Annotated in this window: 18 protein-coding genes; 13 read left to right on the top strand and 5 right to left on the bottom strand. The window is 72.1% G+C overall.

Translation table 11 applies throughout. The features are described 5' to 3' along the window. Positions 1-2 precede the first annotated feature (2 nt). Positions 3-356, bottom strand: coding sequence for a YciI family protein (locus ACIA3K_RS01650; RefSeq protein WP_396798399.1), 354 nt, complete (start codon positions 354-356; stop codon positions 3-5). Between the two features lie 266 nt (positions 357-622). Between ACIA3K_RS01650 and fxsA the strand changes: the two genes are divergently transcribed. The 3 genes from fxsA to ACIA3K_RS01665 are packed head-to-tail and all read left to right on the top strand — an operon-like array spanning position 623 to position 3,722. After that, positions 623-814 carry an FxSxx-COOH cyclophane-containing RiPP peptide gene (fxsA, locus tag ACIA3K_RS01655; RefSeq protein ID WP_396798400.1) on the top strand — a complete coding sequence of 64 codons (192 nt, stop codon included), beginning with the start codon at positions 623-625 and terminating at the stop codon, positions 812-814. Between the two features lie 2 nt (positions 815-816). Further along, positions 817-2,028: an FxsB family cyclophane-forming radical SAM/SPASM peptide maturase gene (locus ACIA3K_RS01660; protein ID WP_396798402.1), complete on the top strand. Its 1,212-nt coding sequence runs from the start codon at positions 817-819 to the stop codon at positions 2,026-2,028. Then, the gene (locus tag ACIA3K_RS01665; RefSeq protein WP_396798404.1) at positions 2,025-3,722 is read left to right on the top strand and encodes an aKG-HExxH-type peptide beta-hydroxylase; all 1,698 of its coding nucleotides are present in this window, start codon (positions 2,025-2,027) and stop codon (positions 3,720-3,722) included. The genes ACIA3K_RS01660 and ACIA3K_RS01665 overlap by 4 nt, the downstream gene beginning before the upstream one ends. A gap of 295 nt (positions 3,723-4,017) precedes the next feature. Here the strand turns inward: ACIA3K_RS01665 and fxsT are convergent, their stop codons facing one another. The 4 genes from fxsT to ACIA3K_RS01685 all read right to left on the bottom strand — a co-directional run bounded on the left by fxsT (position 4,018) and on the right by ACIA3K_RS01685 (position 13,503). Further along, positions 4,018-7,929, bottom strand: coding sequence for an FxSxx-COOH system tetratricopeptide repeat protein (gene fxsT, locus ACIA3K_RS01670; RefSeq protein ID WP_396798406.1), 3,912 nt, complete (start codon positions 7,927-7,929; stop codon positions 4,018-4,020). A gap of 12 nt (positions 7,930-7,941) precedes the next feature. Next, complete coding sequence (locus ACIA3K_RS01675) at positions 7,942-9,183, bottom strand: TIR-like protein FxsC (protein ID WP_396798408.1); 1,242 nt, start codon at positions 9,181-9,183, stop codon at positions 7,942-7,944. 257 nt (positions 9,184-9,440) lie between these two features. Next, the gene (locus ACIA3K_RS01680; RefSeq protein WP_396798410.1) at positions 9,441-12,080 is read right to left on the bottom strand and encodes a discoidin domain-containing protein; all 2,640 of its coding nucleotides are present in this window, start codon (positions 12,078-12,080) and stop codon (positions 9,441-9,443) included. A gap of 220 nt (positions 12,081-12,300) precedes the next feature. Beyond that, positions 12,301-13,503, bottom strand: a complete 1,203-nt coding sequence (locus ACIA3K_RS01685) for an ROK family protein (RefSeq protein WP_396798412.1) — start codon at positions 13,501-13,503, stop codon at positions 12,301-12,303. A 237-nt stretch (positions 13,504-13,740) separates the two neighbouring features. Here ACIA3K_RS01685 and ACIA3K_RS01690 point away from each other — a divergent pair, with 237 nt between their 5' ends. From ACIA3K_RS01690 to ACIA3K_RS01735, 10 genes are all read left to right on the top strand, one after another. After that, positions 13,741-15,039 carry a sugar ABC transporter substrate-binding protein gene (locus ACIA3K_RS01690; RefSeq protein ID WP_355049669.1) on the top strand — a complete coding sequence of 433 codons (1,299 nt, stop codon included), beginning with the start codon at positions 13,741-13,743 and terminating at the stop codon, positions 15,037-15,039. Between the two features lie 70 nt (positions 15,040-15,109). Further along, complete coding sequence (locus tag ACIA3K_RS01695; protein WP_357118090.1) at positions 15,110-16,102, top strand: sugar ABC transporter permease; 993 nt, start codon at positions 15,110-15,112, stop codon at positions 16,100-16,102. Then, a complete protein-coding gene (locus tag ACIA3K_RS01700; protein WP_396798413.1) occupies positions 16,095-16,934 on the top strand; it encodes a carbohydrate ABC transporter permease in 840 nt (279 codons plus the stop codon). The genes ACIA3K_RS01695 and ACIA3K_RS01700 overlap by 8 nt, the downstream gene beginning before the upstream one ends. 29 nt (positions 16,935-16,963) lie before the next feature. After that, a complete protein-coding gene (locus ACIA3K_RS01705) occupies positions 16,964-18,328 on the top strand; it encodes a GH1 family beta-glucosidase (RefSeq protein WP_396798414.1) in 1,365 nt (454 codons plus the stop codon). Between the two features lie 202 nt (positions 18,329-18,530). Continuing rightward, the gene (locus ACIA3K_RS01710; RefSeq protein ID WP_396798797.1) at positions 18,531-19,028 is read left to right on the top strand and encodes a 2Fe-2S iron-sulfur cluster-binding protein; all 498 of its coding nucleotides are present in this window, start codon (positions 18,531-18,533) and stop codon (positions 19,026-19,028) included. Continuing rightward, positions 19,025-20,008, top strand: coding sequence for an FAD binding domain-containing protein (locus ACIA3K_RS01715; RefSeq protein WP_396798415.1), 984 nt, complete (start codon positions 19,025-19,027; stop codon positions 20,006-20,008). The genes ACIA3K_RS01710 and ACIA3K_RS01715 overlap by 4 nt, the downstream gene beginning before the upstream one ends. Beyond that, on the top strand, positions 20,005-22,095 hold the full coding sequence (locus ACIA3K_RS01720) for a xanthine dehydrogenase family protein molybdopterin-binding subunit (RefSeq protein WP_396798416.1): 2,091 nt from the start codon (positions 20,005-20,007) through the stop codon (positions 22,093-22,095). The genes ACIA3K_RS01715 and ACIA3K_RS01720 overlap by 4 nt, the downstream gene beginning before the upstream one ends. A gap of 28 nt (positions 22,096-22,123) precedes the next feature. Next, on the top strand, positions 22,124-22,489 hold the full coding sequence (locus tag ACIA3K_RS01725) for an ArsR/SmtB family transcription factor (protein ID WP_396798418.1): 366 nt from the start codon (positions 22,124-22,126) through the stop codon (positions 22,487-22,489). Continuing rightward, complete coding sequence (locus ACIA3K_RS01730) at positions 22,489-23,127, top strand: SRPBCC family protein (protein WP_396798420.1); 639 nt, start codon at positions 22,489-22,491, stop codon at positions 23,125-23,127. The genes ACIA3K_RS01725 and ACIA3K_RS01730 overlap by 1 nt, the downstream gene beginning before the upstream one ends. 28 nt (positions 23,128-23,155) lie before the next feature. Continuing rightward, positions 23,156-23,671 (top strand): NUDIX domain-containing protein, encoded by a 516-nt coding sequence (locus ACIA3K_RS01735; protein ID WP_396798422.1) that lies wholly within the window; start codon positions 23,156-23,158, stop codon positions 23,669-23,671. Positions 23,672-23,683: the final 12 nt, after the last annotated feature.

Here is a 23,683-nt window from a genome sequence, read left to right on the forward strand (position 1 = left end):
GGTCAGCCTCCGGCGGCGGACCGGAAGGGACGGACCTCGATCGGCAGGGTGGTGGCCAGCGCGTAACGGCGACCCCAGCGCAGGGCGGCGTCCAGGTCCGGCACGTCGATGATGGTGACCCCGCCCAGGTGTTCCTTGCCCTCTACGAACGGCCCGTCGGTGACCAGGACGTCGCCGTCGCGGGAACGCAGCACGGTGGCGGTCTCCGGCCCGTGCAGGCCCTGACCGAACACCCACGACCCGTCCGCGACGAGCTCGTCCCGCAGTTCACCGACCTCGCGCATGACCTGGGCCAGGAACTCCGGCTCCGGTGTCCCGCCGTCGGGCTGGTGCATGCTGAGCAGATAGAGCGTCATCATTCCTCCTCGCGGGCGGCGGGTCGACCGGACGTCGACCCCTCATCCTCCACACGAACGGCGACCGCCCACATCGACAGGCCGACCGCAACGGTGTCGGCCCGCGGACGCCGAAGGGCCGTGGCGGTACGCCAGGTAACGGCACGGTGGCCAGCGCGTACGGGGTACGGTGTCGCGCCCTCGCCGGTCGGGTGTGATGGTGTAGAAAGGCGGAGTGAGCGCAGCGGTGACTCAGGTGCCGGCCTTCGAGCGAAGGACGGTCCACGGTGGCTGACCACGACCAGCCGCCCGTCCCGCGTGCTGTCGGCACCGCTCTGGTGCAGCTCGGTGACGTACCCCTGGCGGACCTGTTGGCCGGCGCCGGTGACGGGGTCCTGGCGCACGTGCTGCGCACGCTGACCGCCGAGGGTGAGCCGGGTCGGCCCGGCGACGTGTCGGCCTTCGAGTCGAGCTTCTGACCGTGCCGGCCGACGCCCCGCCGTCGGCCACCCGGGGCCGCCCTGCCGTGGCCGCGCCGCACATCCGGCAGGTGGTGCTGAAGGTCCACTCGCGGTGCAACCTGGCCTGCGACTACTGCTACGTCTACCGCCACGCCGACCAGGACTGGCGGTCCCGGCCCCGGATCATGGCCCCGGGCACCGTACGCCGGGTCGCCGACCGGCTCGCCGCCCACCTGGCCCGGCACGGCGCCGACCGTGTCCGGGTGGTGCTGCACGGCGGTGAGCCGCTGCTCGCCGGCCTCGCCGTGCTCGACCGGACGGTCCGCACGCTGCGCGCCGCGCTGCCCACCGGGGTCACGCTCGATGTCGCGATGCAGACCAACGGGCTGCTGCTCGACGAGGCGGCCCTCGACCTGTGCCACACGCACGGCATCGACGTCGGCGTGAGCGTGGACGGTGACCGCACGGCCAACGACCGCCACCGCCGGCACGCCGACGGGCGCGGCAGCTACGCCGAGGTGGCCCGGGCGCTGCGCCTGCTGGCACGACCCGAACACCGAGCCCGCTACGCCGGTCTGCTGTGCACCGTGGACCTGGCCAACGATCCGGTCGCCGTCTACCAGGGCCTGCGGCAGTTCGACCCGCCCCGGCTGGACCTGCTGCTGCCGCACGGCAACTGGAGCGCTCCCCCGCCCGGGCGACACCCCGACGACCCCGCCACCCCGTACGCGGACTGGCTGATCGCCGTCTTCGACCACTGGTACGCGGAGCGGCCCCGGCGGACCGGCATCCGACTCTTCGAGTCGCTGATCGCGCTGCTGCTGGGCGGTCGCAGCGGCACGCAGTCGCTGGGCGTCACCGATCCGGACGTCATGACGATCGAGACCGACGGCACCATCGAGGGCACCGACACGCTCAAGACCACCAGCGCGGCGGCGATGCGGACCGGCTTCGACGTCTTCCGGCACAGCTTCGACGACGCGCTGCGGCATCCGTCCCTCGCCGGGCGTCCCACCGGGATCGCGGCGCTCGCCCCGGCCTGCCGGGCCTGCCCGGTCGTCGGCGTCTGCGGCGGCGGCCTGTACGCGCACCGATTCCGCGACGGCGACGGCTTCGCCCACCCCTCGGTCTACTGTGCCGACCTGTTCCGGCTGATCCGGCACGTGCAGGAGAGGGTGACCGCCGACCTGGCGGCGCTGCGCGATCGGAGCGTGCCGGCGGTACGCCCGTGACGGGCCCGTTGACGGCGAGACAACTCGCCGGGCTGGCCGCCGGCCACGGTGACGCCGACACCATCGCCGTGTTGCGCGGCGGGCAGCTCGGTCGTCGCCGGCTGCTGACCGTGGCCGCGGCCCGCGCCTGCCGCGACGGGCCGCTGGTACGGCAGAGTCTGGAGCTGCTCACCCGGGCCGAGCACGCCGAATCGGCGACGGTCGCCGCGGTGCTGGCCCATCCACCGGTGACCAGTTGGGCCCGCGCCGCGCTCGGTGGCGCGGCCGACCCCACCTATCTGGCGACGCTCGCCACGGTGGCGGCGGTCCGCGCCGGCCTGACGTTCACGCTGACGCTGCCCCGCCCGGCCGACGGTGTGTTGCCGGTGCCGACGATCGGGGCGGCGACGGTCCTGCGCGCCGACGGCGCGATCCGGCTGCGCGGCGCGACCGGCACGCTGCGGATCGACGGCGGCGCGGACGACGACGGGGTACGCGTCGACGCCCGCGCCGGTCGCCTGCTGGACGCGGGCGACGGCGGGATCGAGTGGCAGCCGGCACGCCGGACCGTGCCGTTCGACCCGGCCGGGGTGCTCGTCGACGACCAGGACCCGTGGCGCGACTGCTACCACCGGCCGTCCGCGCCCCGGCTGGACGACGCGGGGGCGGCCCGACTGGACCGTCTCGCCGCCGGGGCCGGGCAGTGGCTGCGCGAGCACCTTCCGGCGCACGTCGACGCGCTGGCCGGCCTGTTGCGCTCGCTCGTGCCGCTGCGTCCGCCGCCCTCGGGCAACCCGGTGAGCGCCACCAGCAGGGACGCGCTGGGAGCCATCGCGCTCTCCGTGCCGGCCGACGCGCAGACCCTCGCGTTGCTGCTCGTGCACGAGGCGCAGCACACCAAACTCGGCGCGCTGCTCGATCTCGTCCCGCTGCACTGCGAGGGTGGGCCGGCGCGCTACCGGGCGCCGTGGCGGCTGGACCCGCGCCCGGTCGGCGCGCTGCTGCAGGGCGCGTACGCCCACCTGGGGGTGGCCGAGGTGTGGCGGCAGCGGCGCCACGAGGGCACCGCGGCCGCGTTCGAGTACGCGTACTGGCGGGAGCAGACCATCCGCGCGGTCCGGCAGCTCGCCGGGGCGACCGAGCTGACCGAGGTCGGCCGGTCGTTCGTGACCGACATGGCCCGTACGTTGCACGGCTGGCGTGACCAGCTCGACGGCCCGGTCGAGGCCGCCGCGCGGGACGTCGCGGACGCCGGCGCGGTGCGCTGGGGCCTGGCCAACCTGCGGCCCGACCCGGACGGGGTGGCCCGCCTGGCGCACGCGTGGCGCCACGGCGTGCCACCGGCCCTCGACGGCGCACCGTCGACGGTCGTCCCGGCCCCCGCCCGGCCCGCTCTCACCGTGGCCGGTGGCCCCGAGGCCGCCGTCCGCCACCGGCTCCTGGGCGGCGGCGGGCCGCACCAGTCGAGCCCGAGCGACCAGGCGTACGCGGCGGGCAACTCCGAGGACGCGTTGGCCGGGTACCGGCGACGTCTCGCGGCCGACTCCGGCGAGGTCGACGCCTGGGTGGGACTCGCCCTGGCCGCCCACCGCACCGGGCAACCGGCGGCGGCGCGGGTGCTGACCCACCGGCCCGAGGTGGTGCGGGCGCTCAGCCAGACCCTCGTGGACGCCGACCCGCTCGCCCTCGCGGCCTGGCTGGCACAGGGTTCCTGACCGGTCGGCTGCAAACAGCAATTCCGCCGGGGCCGGTACGAGGCCAGGGGCCGGCCCAGTCCCGAATATGCGACACCCGGGGTCGGCCCCTCCCGAATGCGACGCCCGGGCCAGCGCCCTTCGGAGGCGACGCCAGGGGTCGGTTGCTCCCTTTGCGTTGCTTCAACGGAGGCAACACTCGCGGCCGTAAAGTGTTTCCTGGAGTGAAGCAGAGCAAAGGACGCAGGAGGGGCGGTCGGGGTCGGATCGCGGCACCGGCGGGGTTTGGCTTCGCCGGCGGCGGGATGGTGCGGGTCTACAGGAGCGCCGGTTCGATGTAGGCGTTGGAGCGTTCCCGCTGGCGGGCCTGCACCACCCGGGGATTGTCGCCGCCGAAGAGCTGCACGAGCTGCCCGAACGCCTCGTCGTAGAGCGCCCGGCCGGCGTCCGCCTCGCTCTCGGTGCCCTGGCGGCTCAACGCGAGGTTGACCGACGCCGAGAGGGTGTCCGGGTGCTCGGCGCCGAACGCCCGGGTCAGCTCCACGTACGCGGTGGTGTCCAGCAGCAACGCGCTCTCCCGGTCACCGAGGGCGAACAGGTCGTTGGCCAGATTGAGGGTGGCCAGCAGCGTGTGCGGGTGCCGCTCGCCGAGGTTGGCCAGCAACTGGTCGCGGACCCGCTGGGACAGCTCCCGGGCCTGGGCGTGGTCGCCCTGCTTGCGCAGCAGCACCCCGAGGTTGTTGAGGCAGGCCAGGGTGATGGCGTGCGATTCGCCGAGCACCTCGTTGTAGCTGACGCTCAGGCGTCGTGCCATCCGTAGGGCGGTGAGGTTGTCACCCACCGCCGACCAGGTCGTGGCGAGGGCCATCTCGGCCGAGAGGGTGTCGGCGTGCTCGGCGCCGAGGGTGCGCTGGTAGCGGACCACCGTCCGCTCGATCAGCCGGTGCGCGTCGGCGAAGCGGCCGAGCTGACGCAGCGTGAGCGCCAGCTCCTTGGCCGTCCGCAGGGTCTCCGGATGGTCCGGGCCGTTCACCTTCTGCTGGCTGGTGTAGGTGCGTTGCAGGACGCTGTGCGACCGCCACAGCTCGCCGGTGTCGCGCAGGCCACGACCGTAGTTGCTGGCCGAGGCCAGGGTGGACGGATCCTCCTCGCCGAAGCGGTCCCGCCGCCGCTCGTGGATGTGCTGGTCGAGCACGGCCGCGCCACGGAAGTCACCGACCAGGCGCAGCGAGACGGCGAGGTTGTTCTCGGCGATCAGCGTACGGCCGCTGTCGTCGCCGAAGCTGCGCACGCTCAGCTCCAGCGTGCGCCGGTCCTGCGCCTCGGCGTCGTGGTAGAGCCCCTGGGCGCGCAGGTCCGCGCCGAGACTACGGGCCGTCATCAGGGTGTAGAGGTGCTCCTCGCCGAAGATCCGTCGCTGCCGGTCGTAGACGTCCCGGTCGATCTCGTACGCCCCGTCGAAGTTGCTCTGCGCGCGCAGCACGTTCGCCAGGTGGAAGCGCATGCGCAGCCGGGTGGGGTCGTCCTCGTCGGTGTCGCGCCACCCGGTCAGCGCATCCTCGGCGAGGGTGCGGCTGCTGTCGTAGTCGCCCCGCCGGTAGAGGTAGCGCACGATGTCCACGACGAGCTGACGCGCCTCGTCCAGAGTGGACAGGTGCAGGCCACTGGGGCGTACGTGCGGCCACAGCTCGGCGTACTCGGGCCAGTTGACCGGCTTGTCGGGATCGCGGGGGTTGGCGGCGGCGAGTAGCAGTTGGGCCTGCCGGCGGGCCTCGTCGGGATCGCTGAGCTGGTCCTGGATGACCAACTGGACCAGCCGGTGGATCCGTACCGTGTTGTTCTCGGCGTCGACCTGGGCCAGGCCGTAGCGGCCCAGCTCGGCGGTGACCAGGCCCTGCAGGATCGGGTCGGTGAGCGTCGGGTCGATCGGCGCCATGAAGCTGGCGAAGCGGTCACCGGTGAGCATGGCGACCGGGATCGGCTCCGGCGCGTAGAACGAGCACAGCTCCAGCAGCCGGGCGGCGGCCGGCTTCTCCTCGCGCAACTGGCCGAGGGTGAACAGCCAGGTGGCGGCGAGCGCCTTGGAGTAGCCGGCGGACTGCCGGCCGTCGAGGATGCGCAGCAGGCCCGGCGTGTCCAGCGAGTTCAGGTACTTCTCGACCTGCATGGCGCTGGCCCGCAGGTACGCGGCGCCCTGCTCGACCGCGAGCGGCAGGTCGCCGAGCTTCTCGGCCACCTGGGTGGCCTCGGCCTCGCTCAGCCCGCGAACCCGGTCACGCAGCAGTTGGACGCTCTCGGCGCGGTCGAAGACGGTCAGCTCGGTCGCGGTGGCGTACTCGCTCCAGCTCTGGTCGCGGGTCGTGAGCAGGACGTGGCCGGGGCCCTGCGGCAGCAGCGCGCGGGTGGCGTGGGTGGGCTTGTCGACGTTGTCCAGGATGATCAGCCAGCGCTGGTCGGGCCCGGCGCGGCGCAGCGCGTCGAGCACCCGGCGGGCCGCCTCGGCCCCACCGCCGGTGCCCAGCCCCATCGCCTGCCCGAGGTCGCCGAGGCCGCCGCGGATGCGGTCCTCGCTGTCGGCCGGGATCCACCAGACCAGGTCGTACCCGCGGCCGAAGCGCAGCGCGTACTCGGCGGCGAGCTGGGTCTTGCCCACGCCGCCGAGGCCGTGCACCACCTGGATGGCCGAGTCCGGCGAGGTGGTGAGCCGGTCGCGCAGGGCTTCGAGTTGGGCGGCGCGCCCGACGAACGGGGTGCCGTGCTGACGGACGTTGGAGATCGCCGGGAACGGACCGGGGAAGCGGCCGACCACGCGACCGCCGGCCATGGCGGTCGTCCCTCCGGCCGCATCCAGCAGGCGGGTTCGCGCGGTGGACGGGTCGACGTCGGTGAGGTCGACCGGGCTGTGGTCGCTGTACGGCATCGTCAGCCGCGACTCGTCGACGCGCAGCGGCACCAGCACACCCGCGTCGCCGAGCTGGTCCCGGCCGGTGGCGTTCTTCCACACCTCGCCGGCGAGGGGCGTGCTGGCGTAGTGCCGGGTGAGGACGGCCAGCACCCGGCTCGCGCCGCTGACGGCCCGGTCGAACTCGGCCCGCCCGGCGGAGAGCACCGGCACGTCCAGCGCGCGGCGATCCACCCGCAGCCCGGCGTCCTCCAACTGGTCGGTGATCCACTCGGCCCAGAGCCGGTCGGCCGAGGCGTAGCTGAGCAGCACGGCCTGCTCGGCGGTGAGCCGGCTGCGCTCGAACTCGGCCAGCGAGCGGCGTCGGTCCGCCTCGCCGATCGGGTGCAACTGGGTGATGCGCCCGTCGGTGATCACCGAGGCGAGTTGCTCGTACGCGGCCAGCAGGGTGCCGACCTGCTCGGGCCGGTCGCCGAACGCGGCGAGGATCTCCTCGTAGGCGTAGAAGGTGCGGTAGGGCACCTCGATGGTGTTCCAGTAGCGGGCGGCCGCCGCCTCCGAGAGGTGGTCGAGGAACGGGGCGAACTCGGCCCGTACCAGGTCACGCCCGGTCTCCAGCTTGCGCAGCTCGGCGTCCTCCACGCGCATCGGCACCGGCAGCAGCAGCGGCGGGTCGTCCGGGCGCTGGCTGCGGATCGAGCGGGCCACCGCCGCCGCGCCCCGGATGCTCTGGGTGGACATGGTGAAGCAGTTGACCACCAGGTCGGGCAGTTGCACGGTGCAGATGCCGGCCACGTCACTGAGGCCGGTGCGGCTGTCGATCAGCACCACGTCGTACTCGGCGCGCATCTGCGCCCGGACCGCGTCGATGAACGACGCGCCGCCCTGACGCTCGTAGAAGTTGGCCCAGTCGAAGGTGCTCACCAACCGGGAGTACGCCGAGTCCTGCTGGCCGGCGGCCACGAAGTCGATCACACCGCCGTGGCTGAAGTCCCAGTTCAGCGAGACCGCACGACGTTGGATCTTGGCGTGGCCGCTGGGGAGTTCCTGGGAGTCCTCGTCCCGGTTGCGCTGCATCGTGGCGATCGAGTAATCCCAGATCATCTCGATGACGCCCGGGGTGGCCCGCAGCTCCTTGTCCCGCAGGAACGGGTGAAAGTAGCGGTGCAGACCCGGAGACTCCAGGTCCCAGTCGACGACCAGCACCTGCAGGCCCTGACTCGCGAGGATCCAGGCCACGTTGGCCAGCGCCATCGTGCGGCCGGTGCCACCCTTGTACGAGTAGAAGGTCACGATCTGGCCGCGTGCCGTCTCGTTCAGCGCCATGACGTGCCTCCCCTAGGGACCTTCGAGGATCGGGCGGGTACCGGGGCCGTCGGTGGGCGGCTCCTGGTAGACGGTGCCCGTACGGTAGATCCGGCCCTGTTCGACGACGAGCACGTCCTCCAGCTCCTCCTGGAAGCGTGCGCAGGTCGCGATCTCGGTGCGCCACACGTCGCGGGTGTTGTGCACCACGTGGTACGGGAGCACCCGGGCCAGGGTGTCCCACATCTTGCGGTTGCCACCGGCGGCCGCGTTGTCGGCGGCCGTCCACGGCACCAGCACCGGCGCACGGGGCGCGGTCACCTCGCGGTCGTGACGCATCAGGCTCTGCCGGTAGCGCGGCAGGTCGGCGGACCAGACGTCGACCACCAGCACGACGATCTGGTTGTGCGCCCGCGCCCACTCCCGTACCGCCGCCAACTCCTCGGCGTCCTCCACCGTCCAGCCGTAACTCTTGGTGGTGGCGATGGCCCCGGCCCAACTGCCGATGGGCACCTCCAGCTCGGGCTGGTACGGACGCCAGTCCCGGGAGACCGCGCCGTAACGGTCCTCGGCCCCGGGGCGACTGCCGGCGAGCTCGGCGGAGCTGCCGGCGACCAGGACGATGTGCACGTGCCGCGCGTTGGTGGCCCGCTGCACCGCCGTCGTCGCGGCGGCGCCGTCGTACGCCTGCGGCCGTGGCGGCAGCTCGAAGGCGCTCGTCACCTTGGACAGCACCGGGCGCTGCGCGGGCCGGTGCAGCTTGTGGTCCCGGGCGGTCTGCACGATGTGCTTGGCGAGCGCGTCGACGAAGTCCTCGTAGTCGTCCTCGTGCCGTTTGCGCTGCTTGAGGGTGAGCAGACCGTCCTGCGCGTACGCGGTGCCGGTCGGGAAGTTGCGGTACTGGTAGCCGGCGACCGCCGCGGGCAGCTTGTCGCACGGGATCCACTGGACCGGCACGATCGCGGGTGGACGGACGTTGAACAGCCGCTCGTGCTCGTCGATCCGGTCGGCGAAGACCCGGAACTCCCGACCGCAGTAGTCGCTGACGACGTACCGGGGTGAGGTCAGCGCGATCAGACAGGCGCTGGTGGACAGTGCGTCGGACAGCGTGTCGGTCCACGTGCTGCCGAGCAGGATCTGCCCGTCGATGAAACCCGCCTCGTCCCAACGGACGGCGGCCAGCCCGGCCACCGCGTCGCTGAGATCGCCGAAGAACTTCTGGATCTGACCGTTGCGGTTGTCCTCTTGGGCGTAGCTCAGGAAGAAAAGTGGCACGCCCGCCTCCGCTCACGGGTTCCACGACCGGTAGGCACAGTATAGGACCGTCGATGCCAGCCCACCCGAGCCGCGATCATCAGCGCGGGCGCGCGGAGAGTCGTATGCCCGACGCTTACGGGTGGCCGACGACGCGGCGTACGCGGACACGACCGTGGCCGGCCCGGTCTTCGGCGGGACCGGGCCGGCCTCGGCCCTGGGTACGACCCGCGCCGGCCCGGTCAGATGAGTCGACCGGATCGGCGCGGGCGTCCCGGTCAGGGGTAGTTCGTCAGGTACACCGTCTGGTTGGCCGCGTTCGCGGTGCCACCGGCGTTGTTGATCACCCGGTTGATGGTGCCGACGCCACCGAGCGAGACGGTGACCATGTTGGTGAAGCGCACGTTCGAGTTGACCGGCACCTCGAAGGAGTGCTCCTCGACCACGGCGGGGTTGACGTTGAAGTAGCTGTAGCTGCCCAGCCCGAACGCCTGGTGGCTGGTCACCGAGTCGGCCACCTTGTAGGCGGCGTAGCCCCGGGTGGACCCGTTCATCCAGGCCGCCTGGTTCGGCACGTCGTACGGCAGTTCGTTCTGGTAGAAGTACGTCCGCCCACCGTTGCCGTTCCAGATGGTCTGGTACTTCTGGTAGTGCTCGACGAACAGGCCGTACATGGTGACGTCGTCGCCGTTGACGGTGAGCCCGGTGTCGGCGGTGTTCAGCGTCCACCCGGTGGGCACGCCCTGGGCGGCGTGGTCGGCCCGCCACAGCCACATGTGGTCACCGAACACGTTGTCGCTGTTGACGGTCAGCGTGTTGGTGGCCTTGCCGACGATCGGACCGCCGATGCGGAAGAACACGTCGTGCAGCGAGGTCGGGTTGCTGGCGTGGCTCGCGGACGAGCCGGACGGGCCGACCTCCATGAGCACCGGCGAGTTGGTGGTGCCGGCCTCGAACATGATGCCGGCGACCTTCACGCCGTCCACGTCGGCGACCCGCATCCCGACGCTGCCGTTGTCGGCCTGGATGGTGGCCAGGCCGAGGCCGAGGATGACCGTGTCGGCCCGGTTGACCTGGATCGGCTCGGTGACGTGGTGCACGCCCGGGGTGAAGAGCAGGTGCTTGCCCTGGGCGAGGGCGGCGTTGATGGTGGCCGCGCTGGTGCCGGGCTGGACGACGAAGAACTGCGACAGCGAGATCGACGAGCCGGCCGGGGTCTTGTTGTACCAGCTCGTGCCGGTGGAGTTGGTGCGCAGCGCGGGCACGAAGACCCGGTACTCGCCGCTGCCCGTCACGTAGAGGAACGGCTTCTCGCGGACCTGCGGGGTCTGCGCGATGACGGTGTGCGACGGGTTGGGGAAGCTCGGCGGCGGAGCGCCGTTGACGCCCTGGAAGACCATGTTCCACACCGAGCCGGTCCAGCCGTTGCCGAACTCGCTGTTGCGCGAGTACCACTGCTGCTGCGAGCCGGAGACCACCAGGCCGTCGATGCGGGTGTCGGCCAGCAGGCCGCCGCTGGACCAGCCGTCGCCGCCGTTCCAGAGCTGGATCTGGTTCTGCGCGCCGCGCAGGTGCATCCGCCGGTACGGCGCGGCCTGCGACACCGCCCACCGCTCCACGCTGACGCCGGACGGCAGGGTCACCGAGAGGTTCTCCGCGGCTCGCCAGAAGTTCTGGGTGGCGTTGCCGCCGAACCAGGTCGCCTCGGCCCGGACGTGGCCGTTGAGGTTGACGTCGTCGGGGCTCATGCCGAGGCCGGCGACCTGGGTGAAGAAGCCGAGGTTGACGTCGGCGGTGTAGGTGCCCGGCTTGAACAGCACGGCGTAGCGCTGCGCGCCGAACTGGTTGGTCTCCTGCTGGGTGAAGATGGTGTTCAGTCGACTCTGGATCGTCGCGGTCGGCGTGCTCGGGTCGAAGACGTACGTGTTCGCGCCGAGGTTGGGGTTGTACGGGTCGGTCGTGCCGACCGGCGGTTCGGTGGTGCCGCCGCCGGTCGTGTTGACCGCCACCTCCCACAGCGAGTAGCCGTAGGCGGTGCCCCGGGCGGTGCCGTACACGCGCAGGTAGCGTCCGGTGCCGGTGACGGTGAGGTTCTGCGTGCCACCGGTGGCCGTGGTGGTGGAGTAGATCGTGGTCCAGGTGGAACCGTCGGCCGAGGTCTGGAGCTGGAAGGCCCGGGCGTACGCGGCCTCCCAGGTCAACGTGACCCGGCAGATCGTGCGGCTGCTGCCCAGGTCGACACGCAGCCACTGCGGGTCGCTGGCGGCGCTGGCCCAGCGGGTGCCGGTGTTGCCGTCGACGGCGGCTGAGGCGGGGGTGCCGGCGTTCTCGGTGGACGAGGCGGTCACCGGGCTGCCCTGCGCCACGTTGGCGCTGCCGCAGGTGGACGTGTCGCCGCCGGTCTCACCGTAGACCTGGAACTCCCACAGGGAGTAGCCGTAGGCGGTGCCCCGGGCGGTGCCGTACATCCGCACGTACCGGCCGGCGCCGGTCACGGTGAGGTTCTGCGTGCCGCCCGCGCCGGTGGTGGTCGAGTAGATCGTCGTCCAGGTGGCAGCGTCGTCGGAGGTCTGGATCTGGAAGGCGCGGCCGTAGGCGCCCTCCCAGAGCAGGTTGACCTGGCTGATGGTGGCCCGCGCGCCGAGGTCGACCTGGAGCCACTGCGGGTCGCTGAAGGCGCTGGCCCAGCGGGTTCCGGTGTTGCCGTCGACCGCGGCCGAGGCGGGGGTGCCGGCGTTCTCGGTGGACGAGGCGGTGGCCGGGCGGCCCTGCGAGAGCAGGGTGGGGGCGGCCTGCGCGGGCGCCGTGGCCACCGCCGGGGTCAGGGCAGCCACCAGGGCCACCGCGACTCCGGTGAGGAGGTGCCGAACGGTCCGCCGCCGGGGACGCGGGCGTACGGATGTAGCACGAGATGTCATGACATCGCCTGTCGATAGGGCGTTACGGACGCCGTGGGGGTGGGGTCGGTCTTCGCCCGTGGTGCCGTGGGTCGTGCCGCCGATGCGACGCCGCGGGGAGAGGAGAGCGCTCTCGTAGGAGTGTTGCGGCGAGATTGCGGTGGCGTCAAGACATCGATCTATAACTTCGTTATTTATCCCGAGAATCAGATTTTGTGTAATTCCACCCCCTCCCCGACAGTCAGGAGGGGCGGACTCCGCCGGCGGTGAGGAAGCGGGCTATCGGGAGGGTGGCCGCGCCGAGGGCCACCGCGTCGACGCCCAGGCGGCACAGCTCGATCGACGCCTGCTCGTACGGCTGGCGCAGCGCCTGCCGGCCGGCGGCCTCGCGGACGGCCGGCAGCAGGTCGCCCAGCGCCATCGCCGCCCACCCGCCGAGCACCACCCGCTCCGGGTTGAACAGGTTGATCAGGTTGGCCACTCCGGCACCCAGGTAGCCGGCCGTGTCGTCCAGCACCCGCCGGGCGGTGGCCGAGCTGTCGGCGGCGGCGACCAGCGCGGCGAGCTGGGACTCCTCGTCCTCGCCGGGAACCACGCGTCCCCGACGGGCCTCCCGGTAACGGTCGATGATCGCCTCCGCGCCCACGTACGCCTCGAGGCAGCCGCGTGCGCCGCACCGGCACGTGCGGCCGCCGTACACCAGGGTGGTGTGGCCCCACTCCCCCGCGCTGCTGGACGCGCCCCGATAGGTCGCGCCGTTGGTCACCACGGCGGCGCCCACGCCCGACCCGACCAGCGCGAAGACGGCGTGCCGGGCCCCGCGCCCGGCGCCGAACCACATCTCGGCCTGCCCGAGGGTCTTCGCGCCGTTGTCGATGTGCAGCGGCAGGTCGGTGCCGGCGCCGATGAGGCGTTCCAGCGGCACCCGGTCCCAGCCGAGGGCCTGGGCGTGCACGACCGCCTCGTCGCCCTGCTCGACCACGCCGGAGACGCCGATGCCGACGCCGAGCACGTCGGCGGTGGCCACGCCGGCCTGGCCGGTCACCATCTCGATGCCGGCCAGCACGTGCCCGGCCACCAGGTCCGGCTCGGTACGCGCCGGGTCGAGCGGGTACTCGACGCTGGCGAGCAGCGTCATCGCGAAGTCGAAGAGCTCGACCCGGACCCGGGTCTCGCCGACGTCCACGCCGATCACGAAGGCGTACCGGGAGGCGACCCGCAGCAGCATGCTGGGGCGGCCGCCGTCGGACTCGGCGGCCCCGGCCTCGACGACGATGCCCTCGTCGATCAGGTCGGTCACCACGTTGCTCACCGCCGGCTGACTCAGCCCGGTGCTGCGCACCAGGTCCTGCCGGGTGAGCGGGGCATCGAGAAAGAGCTTCGTCAGCAGGGCGGACCGGTTGCGCAGCCGGACGCTCCGGTTGGTGGCACGCGCCAGCTCCACTCGTCACCTCGTTCCCGTCGGCCGTAGGTGGCGACTGTAACCGCACCGTGCTTGACGACCCACCGGCCAACCACTTTAATGACGACATTCATTAAGCCGTGATGTAACTCCCGGGAAACGCCGAAGGACCTCCGACGGCGCGTCCGGAGAAACCCCGTCCGCAGCCGACCGCCGTCGCCTCACCCCTATCGACGACGACGGCCGGCGGACCCCCACCACGTACCGGAAGGGCTGACCGTGTCGAGACGACACCTCGGGATATTCGCTGCCGCCGTACTGGCTGCCGCATCGCTGACCGCCTGCGGCGGCTCCGGCGACGACTCCGCCTCCTCGCCCAAGACCCTCACCTACTGGGCCAGCAACCAGGGCGCCAGCCTGGAGGCCGACAAGACCACCCTCCAGCCCGAGCTGGACAAGTTCGAGAAGCAGACCGGCATCAAGGTCAACGTCGAGGTGGTCCCCTGGTCGGACCTGCTCAACCGGCTGCTCGCCGCCGCCACCTCGGGCAAGGGCCCGGACGTGGTGAACATCGGCAACACCTGGTCGGCGTCGCTGCAGGCCACCGGCGCGCTCGTCGAGTTCGACGACGCCACCCTGCAGGCCGTGGGCGGCAAGGACCGGATCGTGCCCGCCGCGCTCGCCGCCGCCGGCGCGCCCGGCAAGCCCCCGGCCGCCGTGCCGCTCTACTCCATGGCGTACAGCCTGTACTACAACAAGAAGATGTTCGCCGACGCGGGCATCACCGCCCCGCCGACGACCTGGGAGCAGGTCGTCGAGTACGGCAAGAAGCTCAGCACCGGTGGCAAGTGGGGCCTCGCGATCGAGGGTGCCAACCCGTCGGAGAACGCCCACCACGCGTTCACCTTCAGCCAGCAGTACGGCGGCGAGTGGTTCGACTCGGCCGGCAAGCCGACCTTCGACACCCCGCAGAACGTCTCGGCCATCAAGCGCTACATCGACTTCATGGCCGCTGACAAGATCACCAACCCGAGCAACGCCGAGTACGCGCAGAACCAGTCGGTCTCGGACTTCGCCAACGGCAAGGCCGCCATGCTGCTGTGGCAGTCCGCCGGCTCGAACCTGAAGACGCAGAACATGGCCGCCGACGCGTACGGCGTGGCCCCGGTGCCGTTCCTGGCCAACCCGCCGGCCGGCGGCAAGAAGGTCAACAGCATGGTGGCGGGCATCAACATGGCCGTCTTCAAGCACACCAAGAACAAGGACGGCGCGTTGAGCTTCGTCAAGTTCATGACCAGCGACGAGGAGCAGACGATCCTCAACAAGACGTACGGCTCGCTGCCGGCCGTCAAGACCGCCGGCGCCGACCCGGCGTTCAGCGCCCCGGAGCAGAAGAGCATCCAGGAGACCCTGGTCACCACCGCGGCCCCGCTGCCGCAGGTGCCCGAGGAGAGCACCTTCGAGACCCTGGTCGGCACCGCGATGAAGGAGTTGTTCGCCGACGCGGCGAGCGGCAAGCCGGTCACCGAGGCATCGGTGAAGGCGAAGCTGACCGACGCGCAGCAGAAGATGCGCTGACCCACGCAGCGCCGGTGGCCGTGGTCGGGCTCGTCGCCTGACCACGGCCACCGCCTCCGAGAGGACCCCGATGGCAACCAGCACCACCGCGCCGGACGCCGACCGGCGCGCACCCCGGGCCGGGTCACCCGCCCGGGGGGCCGCCCGCCGGCCGCGCGGCCCCCGCCGTTCCCCCCTGCCGTACCTGCTGCTCGCGCCGGCCATCGTGCTGGAACTCGCCATCCACGTGATCCCGATGGTGGTCGGGGTCTGGATGAGCATGCTGGAGCTGACCCAGTTCCACATCCGCGACTGGTCCACCGCACCCTTCGTCGGCCTGGAGAACTACCGGGCCACCCTCGACTTCAACAGCGCCGCCGGCAAGGAACTGCTGCACTCGTTCTGGGTGACGCTGGCCTACAGCGTGCTCTCGGTCGGGTTCGCCTGGCTGCTGGGCATCGCGGCGGCCGTGGTGCTGCAGAAGCCGTTCCGTGGGCGGGCCATCCTGCGGGCGCTGTTCCTCACCCCGTACGCGCTGCCGGTCTACGCCGCCGTGATCACCTGGAGCTTCCTGCTCCAGCGCGACACCGGCCTGGTCAACCACGTGCTCGTCGACCAACTCGGCCTGCTGAACGAACGGCCGTTCTGGCTGATCGGCGACAACAGCTTCTGGTCGCTGCTGGTGGTGTCGGTGTGGCGCAACTGGCCGTTCGCGTTCCTCTGCCTGATGGCCGGTCTGCAGAACGTGCCCGGCGAGCTGTACGAGGCCGCCGCGATCGACGGCGCCGGGTTCTGGCGTCGGCTGCGCTCGGTCACCCTGCCCATGCTGCGGCCGGTGAACCTGGTGCTGCTGCTGGTGCTCTTCCTCTGGACGTTCAACGACTTCAACACGCCGTTCGTGCTCTTCGGCGGCTCCGCGCCCGCGCAGGCCGACCTGATCTCCATCCACATCTACCGCAGCTCCTTCAAGACCTGGGACTTCGGGTCGGGCTCGGCGATGTCGGTGGCGCTGCTGCTGTTCCTGCTGGTCGTCTCGGCCGCGTACCTGCTGATCACCAACCGCCGGAGGGACGACCATGCGTGAGACCGCCGGTGAGCGCTGGGGCCGACGCATCGTGCTGACCCTGCTCACCCTCTTCGTCGTCATCCCGCTCTACGTGATGGTGACCTCCGCGGCGAAGCCGCTGCGGGACGTGCAGAACGGGTTCACCTGGTGGCCCAGCCGGCCCACCCTGCAACCGTTCGTCGACATGTGGAGCACCGTGCCGCTGGCGCGCTACCTGGTGAACAGCCTCGTGGTGTCGAGCCTCGCGGCGGTCTGCTCGGTCGCGATCGCCATCTTCGCCGCCTTCGCGGTCAGCCGGTACCGGTTCCGTGGCCGGGGCGTCTTCACGGTGACGGTGCTGTCCACGCAGATGTTCCCCGGCATCCTGTTCCTGCTGCCGCTGTTCCTCATCTACGTCAACCTGGGCAATGCCACCGGCATCGAGCTGTACGCCAGCCGGACCGGCCTGGTCATCACGTACCTGACCTTCTCGCTGCCGTTCTCGATCTGGATGCTGGTCGGTTACTTCGACTCGATCCCGCGCGGGCTGGACGAGGCGGCGCAGGTCGACGGCGCCGGGGCGCTCCGCACGCTGTTCCAGGTCATCCTGCCGGCCGCGGTGCCCGGCGTGGTCGCGGTGACCGTGTACGCGTTCATGACCGCCTGGGGTGAGGTGCTGTTCGCCTCGGTGATGACCGACGAGGGCAGCCGCACCCTGGCCGTCGGCCTGCAGGGCTACTCGACCCAGTTCAACGTCTACTGGAACCAGATCATGGCCGCGTCGCTGGTGGTGAGCATCCCGGTCGTCGCCGGGTTCCTGGCCCTGCAGCGGTACTTCGTCGCCGGCCTCACCGCCGGCGCCGTCAAGTGAGTCACCCCAACCCAGAGGAGAGCCTTCCCGTGCCGGACCTGTCCAAGCTGCCACCCGACTTCCTCTGGGGCGTCGCCACGGCGGCGTACCAGATCGAGGGGGCCGTCGACGTCGACGGCCGGGCGCCGTCCATCTGGGACACCTTCTCGGCCGCTCCCGGCAACGTCGACAACGGCGACACCGGGGCGGTGGCCTGCGACCACTACCACCGGTGGTCGGAGGACCTGGCGCTGCTGCCCCGACTCGGCGTGGACGCGTACCGGTTCTCGGTGGCCTGGCCCCGGGTGATGCCCCAGGGCGTGGGCACGGTCAACACCGCCGGGCTGGACTTCTACGACCGGCTCGTCGACACGCTGCTCGCCGACGGGATCCGGCCGTTCGTCACGCTCTACCACTGGGATCTGCCGCAGACCCTGCAGGACGCCGGCGGCTGGCCGGAGCGCGCCACGGCCGAGGCGTTCGCCGACTACGCGGCGGTCGTGGCCGGCCGCCTGGGCGACCGGGTGGCCGACTGGTGCACGGTCAACGAGCCGCTCTGCGTGTGCTGGATCGGGCACCTGGAGGGGAACATGGCCCCCGGCGAGCGGGACCTGACCCGCGCGGTGCGTGCCTCGCACCACGTGCTGCTCGGGCACGGTCTCGCCACGCAGGCGATCCGGGCGAACGCGGCCCGGCCCGCCTCGGTGGGCCTGGTCGTCAACCTCAGCCCGATCGAGCCGGCGACCGACCGGCCGGAGGACGTGGCGGCGGCGCGGCGGGCCGACGGGCACGTCAACCGCTGGTGGCTGGACCCGATCCACGGGCGGGGCTACCCCGCCGACATGGTCGAGACGTACGGGGTCGAGCCGCCGGTCCGCGGTGACGACCTCGCGGTGATCGCGACGCCCACCGACTTCCTCGGGGTGAACTACTACTTCCGGCAGTTGGTGGTCGACGACCCGACCGGCCCGGCGCCGTACGCGAAGCAGGTGCCGGTCCCCGGCTCGGTGGAGACCGCGATGGGCTGGGAGATGTACCCGGCGGGCCTGGAGCGGCTGCTCGTCGACGTGCACGAGCGGTACGGACCGGCCCGGATCATCGTCACCGAGAGCGGCTCGGCGTGGCACGACGAGATCACCCCCGAGGGCACGGTGGAGGACAAGGAGCGCACCGACCACCTGGAGCAGCACCTGGCGGCGTGCGCGTCGGCGGTGGCCCGGGGCGTGCCGCTGGACGGCTACTTCGTGTGGTCGCTGCTGGACAACTTCGAGTGGGCGTACGGCTACGACAAGCGCTTCGGGCTGGTGCACGTCGACTACACCACCCAGCGGCGGACGATGAAGGCGAGCGGTCTGCGTTACGCGGAGCTGATCCGCGCGCACCGGAACCTCGCCCGGGCCGCCCCGGTGGCCTGAGACGGGGGCGGGCGGACGGACGGCCGCCCGGGTTGCGCTGCGGCGCGTACCGGGGCGCCCGTCGCCGTTTGCGGGGCGGACGCGCCACGGCGAAGCGCTCTTCGCGTTATTCGCCCGTATTTGTCCCCAGCATGGCTAATCTGGGGCGGTGTCCGCAGCAGCAGAGAGACAGACGGTCGTCGACGCGCAGCACGCGTCACGGGTGGCGTTCGACGTCAACGACGCCCCACGCGAGGTGACGCTTGACAACCGCACCACCCTGCTCGACACGTTGCGCGAGCATCTCGGCCTCACCGGGGCCAAGAAGGGCTGCGACCACGGCCAGTGCGGCTCCTGCACGGTGCTGCTCGACGGTCGCCGGGTGAAGAGTTGCCTGCTCCTCGCGGTCACCCTGGACGGCCACTCGGTGGTCACCGTGGAGGGGCTGGCCGACGGGGAGGAACTGTCGCCGTTGCAGGCCGCCTTCATCGCGCACGACGCCTTCCAGTGCGGCTACTGCACCCCCGGGCAGCTCTGCTCGGCGCGCGGAATGCTCGACGAGGTCGAACGGGGCTGGCCCAGCGCGGTCACCGAGGACATCACCGCCGCGCCCGACCTCACCGACGCCGAGATCCGCGAGCGGATGGCCGGCAACCTATGCCGCTGCGCCGCGTACCCGCACATCGTGGCGGCCGTGCGCGAGACGGCGGCGGCGCGATGAGGCCGTTCCGCTACCACCGGCCCACCGACGTGGCCGACGCCGTCGCCGTGCTGGCCGCCGAGCCGCAGGCGGCGTATCTCGCCGGCGGCACCAACCTGGTGGACCTCATGAAACTCGGCGTGCAGCGCCCCGACGTGCTGGTGGACGTGAACCGGCTGCCCCTGGACACCGTCGAGGAGCTGCCCGACGGCGGACTGCGGATCGGCGCGACGGTGCGCAACAGCGACCTGGCCGCGCACCCGGCGGTCCGCCGCGACTACCCGGTGCTGACCCGCGCCCTGCTCGCCGCCGCCTCCGGGCAACTGCGCAACATGGCCACCACGGGCGGCAACCTGTTGCAGCGCACCCGCTGCCCGTACTTCCAGGACACCGGCAAGGCCTGCAACAAGCGCGACCCGGGCAGCGGATGCGCCGCCCTGCACGGCGAGAACCGCGACCTCGCGGTGCTGGACTGGTCCGAGCAGTGCGTGGCCACCCACCCGTCGGACCTGGCCGTCGCCCTCGCCGCGCTGGACGCTGTGGTGGAGGTGCACGACACCGACGGTGTCCGGGACGTCCCCATGGTCGACCTGCACCGCTCGCCCGGCGCCCATCCGGAACGGGAGACCACCCTGGCCCGAGGCGCGCTGATCACCGCCGTACGGCTGCCGGCGCTGCCGGCCGCGCGCCGCTCGACGTACCTCAAGGCGCGCGACCGGGCGTCGTTCGCCTTCGCGGCCGGCTCGGTGGCCGCGGTGCTGGACCTCGACGGCGACGTCGTCCGCGACGTGCGGCTGGCCTACGGGGCGTTGGCCCACCGGCCGTGGCGCGCGTACCGGGCCGAGCAGGAGCTGCGCGGCCACCCGTTCAGCCTCGAGCTGGCGGCGCGGGCCGCCGACGCGGAGCTGGCCGAGGCGCGCCCGCTGAGCGACAACGGCTTCAAGCTGCCGCTGACCCGCTCCATCACCGTGCGGGTGCTCAGCGAACTGGCGGAGTCGTGAGCACCGGGGCGATCGGTCAGGCGCACCCCCGGCTGGAGGGCCGGGAGAAGGTCACCGGCGCGGCACGGTACGCGGTGGAGTACCCGGTCGACGGCGTCACCTACGGCTGGGTGGTGCCCGCGACCGTGGTGCGCGGTCGGATCACCCGGGTCGACACCACCGAGGCGCTGGCCTCGCCCGGCGTGCTGGCCGTCGTGCACCACGGCAACGCGCCCCGACTGGCGACCTGCGTGGAGCCGGACCTGTGGCTGCTTCAGGACCCGGTGGTGCACTACCGGGGGCAGTACGTCGCGGTGGTGGTGGCGACGAGCCTGGAGGCGGCCCGCGAGGGCGCCCGGCTGGTGCGCGTCGAGTACGACACGGGTCCACACAGCACCGTGCTCACCGACGACCACCCCGGTCTGTACAAGCCGGACGAGGTCAATCCCCACTACCCGACGGACACCGCCGAGGGCGACTTCGACGCGGGGTACGCGGCCGCGCCGGTCCGGATGGACGCCACCTACCGGACCCCGGCCTACCACAACAACCCCATGGAGCCGCACGCCACCACGGCGCAGTGGACCGACGGGCGGCTGCTCGTGCACGACTCCAACCAGGGCGCGTCATCGGTGCGGGCCACCCTCAGCGAGCTGTTCGACCTGCCCCGCGAGTCGGTCCGGGTGATCGCCGAGCACGTCGGCGGGGGCTTCGGCAGCAAGGGGTACGCCAAGGCCGCCGTGGTGTTGACCTCCCTCGCCGCCCGACACGTGGACCGGCCGGTGAAACTGGCGCTGACCCGCCAGCAGATCTTCGGGCCGATCGGCTACCGCACGCCCACCATCCAGCGGGTCCGCCTCGCCGCCGACACGGATGGGCGACTCACCGCGATCAGCCACGATGCGATCAGCCAGAGCTCGATGATCCGCGAGTTCGCCGAGCAGACCGCCGTCTACACCCGCAGCATGTACGCCGCGCCGCACCGCCGTACGACACATCGACTGGCCCGCCTCGACGTGCCCACCCCGTTCTGGATGCGGGCGCCGGGCGAGTGCCCCGGCGCGTACGCGCTGGAGTCGGCGATGGACGAGCTGGCCGTGGCCGTCGGCATCGACCCGGTGGAGCTGCGTATCCGCAACGACCCCGAGGTCGACCCCGACCAGGGAAAACCGTTCACCAGTCGGAATCTGGTGGCCTGCCTGCGCGAGGGCGCGCGGCGGTTCGGCTGGGCCGACCGGAATCCGACGCCCCGGTCCCGGCGCGAGGGACGCTTCCTGGTCGGCTCCGGCGTGGCCGGCTCGGCCTACCCGACCCGCTCCCGCCCGTCCTCGGCGCGGGTCACCGCCCGTCCCGACGGCGGCTTCCTGGTCCAGATCAACGCCACCGACATCGGCACCGGGGCGCGTACGGCGCTCTGGCTGGTCGCCGCCGACGCCCTGGGGGTGCCGCCCCAACGGATCGAGATCAGGATCGGTGACAGCGACCTGCCCACGGCCCCGTTGGCCGGTGGCTCGATGGGCACCTCCAGTTGGAGCTGGGCGGTGATCCGGGCGTGTGCGGCGCTGCGCGCCAAGCTGCCCGACGGCAGGCCGCCGGACGCCGAGGTGAGCGCCGAGGCGGACACCACCGACGAGATCGGCGAGCAGGCCGCACTCCCCCGGTACGCGTACGGGGCGCAGTTCGTCGAGGTCCGGGTGGACACCACCACCGGCGAGATCCGGCTCAACCGGATGCTCGGCGTGTTCGCGGCCGGCCGGATCGTCAACCCCACGACGGCCCGCAGCCAACTCATCGGGGGCATGACGATGGGCCTGTCGATGGCGCTGCACGAGGGGGGCCTGCTCGACGAGCGGTACGGCGACTGGGTCAACCACGACCTGGCCACCTACCACATCACCGCCTGCCCGGACGTGGAGTCGATCGAGGCGTACTGGGTGGACGAGCACGACGACGAGCTGAATCTCGCCGGGGTGAAGGGCATCGGGGAGATCGGGATCGTGGGCGCGGCGGCGGCGGTCGCCAACGCGGTGTACCACGCCACCGGCGTGCGCATTCGTGACCTGCCGATCCAGCTCGACAAGCTCGTCGGAGTATCGGAGCTGGCTTAAATAAGCCAGGAGTGATAAAACTGTCGCCGTGCACGCCTTCGACGTGCTGGGCGATCCGGTCCGGCGCCGCATCCTGGAACTGCTCGCCGACGGCGAGCAGAGCGCCGGCGCCGTGAGCGCGGTCATCCGCGACGAGTTCGGCATCTCCCAGCCCGCCGTGTCCCAGCACCTCAAGGTGTTGCGGGACAACGGCTTCGCCACCGTACGTCCGGACGGCACCCGGCGGCTCTACGCGGTCGACCCGCGCCCGTTGCGCGAGGTGGACGGCTGGCTGGAGCACTTCCGCCGATTCTGGGCGCCACCCCTGGCGGCGCTCGCCACCGAGCTGGCCCGGGGCCGACGCGAGCGGCGCCTACGCGGTCCCGCCGACCCACCCGACGAGAGGAACACCTGATGTTCGACGCCACCGAGCAGATCAACGCCGTCCAGCGACAGGTCGGCAGCCGCACCCTGGCCGCCGGCGAGGCCCGCGTGACCACGATCAGCCAGACCTACCAGGCGACGGCCGAGGACCTGTGGGACGCCTGCACCAACGCCGAGCGCATCCCCCGCTGGTTCCTGCCGATCAGCGGCGACCTGCGGCTGCACGGCACGTACCAGCTCGAGGGCAACGCGGGCGGCACCGTCGAGACCTGCGAACCCCCGCACCGCTTCACCGCCACCTGGGAGATGGGCGGCGAGGTGAGCTGGATCGACGTGCGGGTCACGCCGGTGGGCGACGATCAGGCCCGCCTCGACCTGGACCACATCGCGCACGTCGACCAGGACCGGTGGGCCCAGTTCGGGCCGGGGGCCGTCGGTGTCGGCTGGGACCTGGGCCTGCTCGGCCTCGCCACGTACCTCTCCGGCGGCGTCGGCGTGCGACCGGAGGACGGCGCCGAGTGGGTCGCCTCCGCCGAGGGGCGGCGGGCCATGGAGCTGAGCAGCCACCTGTGGGGCGAGGCGAGCATCGCCGCCGGCACCGACCCCGACGAGGCCAAGGCCGCCGCCGAGCGCACCACCGCCTTCTACACCGGCACGCCAATCGAATGAACGCGGCCGGCGGGTAACGTGCTGCGGCATGACCGGTACGCCGTACTCGCACTGCTCCTACTGCGGCGCCGCCTACCCCGCGACGGCCGGCTGGCCGCGGGTCTGCGCGGCCTGCGGCGAGACCGTCTGGCGCAACCCACTGCCCGTCGCGGTGGCGGTGCTCCCGGTCCGCACGGCCGCGGGCCTCGGCGTGGTGGTGGTCCGCCGGGCCATCGAGCCGGCCCGCGGGCTGCTCGCGCTGCCCGGCGGTTTCATCGAGTACGGCGAGGAGTGGTCCGACGCGCTGGTGCGTGAGCTGTGGGAGGAGACCGGGCTGGTCGCGGACGCCGCCGACGCCCGGCTCCTCGCCGTACGGGGCGCACCACAGGGCGGCACCATGATGATCTTCGGGATGCTGCCGGAGCGGCCCGCCGAGGATCTGCCGCCGTCGCGGCCCACCGAGGAGGCGACCGAGTGGTTGGTCCTCACCGACCCGGTCCAGTTGGCGTTCTCCACCCACACCCGCGTCCTGGCCGACGTCCTCACCGCACCCCACCAACCCTGACCACGGCCCCCC

The sequence above is a fragment of the Micromonospora sp. NPDC051543 genome (genome assembly GCF_044454415.1).
Classification (GTDB): domain Bacteria; phylum Actinomycetota; class Actinomycetes; order Mycobacteriales; family Micromonosporaceae; genus Micromonospora.

Bases quoted from the DNA above. Each gene is read 5' to 3' on its own strand.
- ACIA3K_RS01650 (WP_396798399.1), bottom strand. From the start codon at position 356: ATGACGCTCTATCTGCTCAGCATGCACCAGCCCGACGGCGGGACACCG.
- fxsT (WP_396798406.1), bottom strand. From the start codon at position 7,929: ATGGCGCTGAACGAGACGGCACGCGGCCAGATCGTGACCTTCTACTCG.
- ACIA3K_RS01680 (WP_396798410.1), bottom strand. From the start codon at position 12,080: ATGACATCTCGTGCTACATCCGTACGCCCGCGTCCCCGGCGGCGGACC.
- ACIA3K_RS01695 (WP_357118090.1), top strand. From the start codon at position 15,110: ATGGCAACCAGCACCACCGCGCCGGACGCCGACCGGCGCGCACCCCGG.
- ACIA3K_RS01700 (WP_396798413.1), top strand. From the start codon at position 16,095: ATGCGTGAGACCGCCGGTGAGCGCTGGGGCCGACGCATCGTGCTGACC.
- ACIA3K_RS01715 (WP_396798415.1), top strand. From the start codon at position 19,025: ATGAGGCCGTTCCGCTACCACCGGCCCACCGACGTGGCCGACGCCGTC.
- ACIA3K_RS01730 (WP_396798420.1), top strand. From the start codon at position 22,489: ATGTTCGACGCCACCGAGCAGATCAACGCCGTCCAGCGACAGGTCGGC.
- ACIA3K_RS01735 (WP_396798422.1), top strand. From the start codon at position 23,156: ATGACCGGTACGCCGTACTCGCACTGCTCCTACTGCGGCGCCGCCTAC.